Annotated in this window: 4 protein-coding genes; 3 read left to right on the top strand and 1 reads right to left on the bottom strand. The window is 59.1% G+C overall.

Annotated features, from left to right (window positions below; all coding sequences use genetic code 11):
* A partial coding sequence (nadE, locus tag DBR24_RS23165; RefSeq protein WP_256591758.1) for an ammonia-dependent NAD(+) synthetase occupies positions 1-630 on the top strand: 630 nt, incomplete at its 5' end.
* Between the two features lie 198 nt (positions 631-828).
* On the opposite strand, the gene azu is transcribed toward nadE, so the two are convergent.
* Complete coding sequence (azu, locus tag DBR24_RS23160) at positions 829-1,275, bottom strand: azurin (protein WP_123470942.1); 447 nt, start codon at positions 1,273-1,275, stop codon at positions 829-831.
* Between the two features lie 339 nt (positions 1,276-1,614).
* Between azu and DBR24_RS23155 the strand changes: the two genes are divergently transcribed.
* Both DBR24_RS23155 and DBR24_RS23150 read left to right on the top strand, forming a co-directional pair.
* A complete protein-coding gene (locus tag DBR24_RS23155) occupies positions 1,615-2,202 on the top strand; it encodes a TIGR00730 family Rossman fold protein (RefSeq protein ID WP_128615913.1) in 588 nt (195 codons plus the stop codon).
* Positions 2,203-2,270: 68 nt separating this feature from the next.
* The gene (locus DBR24_RS23150; RefSeq protein WP_123470938.1) at positions 2,271-2,456 is read left to right on the top strand and encodes a hypothetical protein; all 186 of its coding nucleotides are present in this window, start codon (positions 2,271-2,273) and stop codon (positions 2,454-2,456) included.
* The last annotated feature ends 26 nt before the right edge of the window (positions 2,457-2,482 follow it).

Raw genomic sequence — 2,482 nt, 5'->3', positions numbered from 1 at the left:
GCCATGCGTGAACTGCGCGAGCGCACTGGCGACGACAGCTACAAGTTCATCGCCGTGCGCCTGCCGTACGAAACCCAGTTCGACGAACACGACGCCCAGGCCTCGGTGGATTTCATCGCCCCGGACGAGCGCCACACCGTCAACATCGGACCAGCGGTGAAGTCGCTGGCCAGTGAAGTTGCGGCGTTCGAAGGCAAGCACGCGGTGTCGGTGGATTTTGTGCTCGGCAACACCAAGGCGCGGATGCGCATGGTCGCCCAGTACACCATCGCCGGCGCGGCCCACGGTCTGGTGATCGGCACCGACCACGCGGCGGAAGCCGTGATGGGTTTCTTCACCAAGTTCGGTGACGGCGCCTGCGACCTGGCCCCGCTCAGCGGCCTGGTGAAAAACCAGGTCCGGGCGATTGCCCGCAGCTTCGGTGCGCCGGAGTCGTTGGTGGAGAAAGTGCCGACCGCGGACCTGGAAGACCTGTCGCCGGGCAAACCGGACGAAGCCTCCCACGGTGTGACCTATGCCGAGATCGACGCCTTCCTGCATGGCGAGCCGGTGCGTCAGGAAGCGTTCGACATCATCGTCAACACCTACAACAAGACCCATCACAAGCGCGTCATGCCGTTCGCACCCTGATCGGTGATGGAATGAAAAAGCCCGCTGAGGCGTGATCCTCAGCGGGCTTTTCTTTGGCCAGAACATCGCTTGAGGCGGATGGCCTCTTCGCAGGCAAGCCCGCTCTCACAGGATTTCAGGTGTACACAAAAGTTGTGGCAGACATAGAACCTGTGGGAGCGGGCTTGCCCGCGATGAACGATGACACGGTGGCCCGGCTTACTTGACCGTAATGGTGCCTTTCATCATCGAGATGTGGCCCGGGAACGAGCAGAAGAAGCCGTATTTTTCAGCGGCATTCAGTTTCGACACGTCGAAAGTCAACGAGTCGGTTTCCTTGGCACCGATGATCTTGGTGTGAGCGATGACGCGCGCGTCGCCGTCTTTCAGGTAGTTCTTGTCGATGCCGGCGGCCAGGCCGTCAGTAGCAATCGGCTGCATGTCCGCTTCTTTGCTGATCACCAGGTTATGGCCCATGACGTTCTTCGGCAGGCTGCCGGAGTGGGTCAGTTCGACGGTGAAAGTCTTGCAGCTCTTGTCGATCACGATTTCCTTGGTGTTGAAGGACATCTGATCGGTGGAGTCAACGGTGGTTTTGCACTCGGCAGCCATCAATTGGCTGCTGGCCAGCGCCAGCAGGGATACCGCAACAACTTTGGAAAACATGGTGAATCTCCAAGGCAGGGTTAACAAAACACGAATGGTGGAAAGACTGCCTGAAATCTTCGCAAGTTCCTATGACTTGAGTCAAAAATTGTATACAACTTTCAGGCTATGACACTCATCGAAACAATCTACCGGCCAGATGCAACGGACGCCCCTATGATCGGCCCATCTACTGAGACGGAGTGCCTGTCATGTTCTTTAACGGTCTGTTGTGCAGTTTGCTTGCCGCCTATGCCTGCGGCGCCAGCGGTACATTTGAATCACCGGAGCGAGAAGTCTAGCCCTTGGATCAGGGCGTGCCAGCCGTTACCCTGTGACGGATTGACCCAGGAGGAAGGCATGTCTCTCACATCCGTTTGTGTATTTTGCGGTGCCAACGCCGGTACCGATCCGGCTTACACTGAAGCCGCCAAAGCCCTTGGCCGCGCGCTGGCCGAGCGCCAGTTGACCCTGGTCTACGGCGGTGGTGCCGTGGGCTTGATGGGGCTGGTCGCCGATGCCGCACTGGCCGCCGGTGGTGAAGTGATCGGGATCATTCCGCAGAGCCTGATGGACAAGGAGATCGGCCACAAAAGCCTGACACGCCTGGAAGTGGTCGACGGCATGCACGCGCGCAAGGCGCGCATGGCTGAACTCAGCGATGCATTCATCGCCCTGCCCGGCGGCCTCGGCACGCTGGAGGAGCTGTTCGAAGTCTGGACCTGGGGCCAGCTCGGCTACCACGGCAAGCCGCTGGGGCTGCTGGAAGTGAACGGTTTTTACAGCAGGCTCACCGCTTTTCTTGACCATATCGTCGGCGAAGGCTTCGTTCGTGCGCCACACCGTGACATGCTGCAAGTGAGCGAATCGCCAGACACCCTGCTCGACACCCTCGATCAGTGGAAGCCGACCGTCACGCCCAAGTGGGTCGACCAAAAACCCGGCTAACCGCCGGACACCGATACAGGGCAGAATACGCGCCGCTCAACCTCACCTTCGACCCCAGAGGATCGCCCATGGCCAAACCCAATTACTCCTTCGCCAAACGTCAACGAGACCTGGCAAAGGAACAGAAGAAAGAGGAAAAGCTTCAGCGCAAGAAACAAATGGCTGAAGAAGCGGCACTGAACCCTGACGGTGAAGTGGCGACTGATGACGATGATGATGTTGAAGCACCGAAAGATCAGGCGCCCGACGCCTGAGCTGATTGCTGATTCGCTCCCTGAGG

The organism is Pseudomonas sp. HMWF006 (assembly GCF_003061205.1).
In the GTDB taxonomy this organism is placed as follows: Bacteria; Pseudomonadota; Gammaproteobacteria; order Pseudomonadales; family Pseudomonadaceae; genus Aquipseudomonas; species Aquipseudomonas monsensis.
The sequence above is the reverse complement of the archived record's forward strand: the minus strand, read 5'-3'. Positions and strand labels throughout refer to the sequence as shown.

Excerpts from the sequence above, each read along its gene's own strand:
- DBR24_RS23155 (WP_128615913.1), top strand. The coding sequence starts at position 1,615 with ATGTCTCTCACATCCGTTTGTGTATTTTGCGGTGCCAACGCCGGTACC.
- DBR24_RS23150 (WP_123470938.1), top strand. The coding sequence starts at position 2,271 with ATGGCCAAACCCAATTACTCCTTCGCCAAACGTCAACGAGACCTGGCA.
- azu (WP_123470942.1), bottom strand. The coding sequence starts at position 1,275 with ATGTTTTCCAAAGTTGTTGCGGTATCCCTGCTGGCGCTGGCCAGCAGC.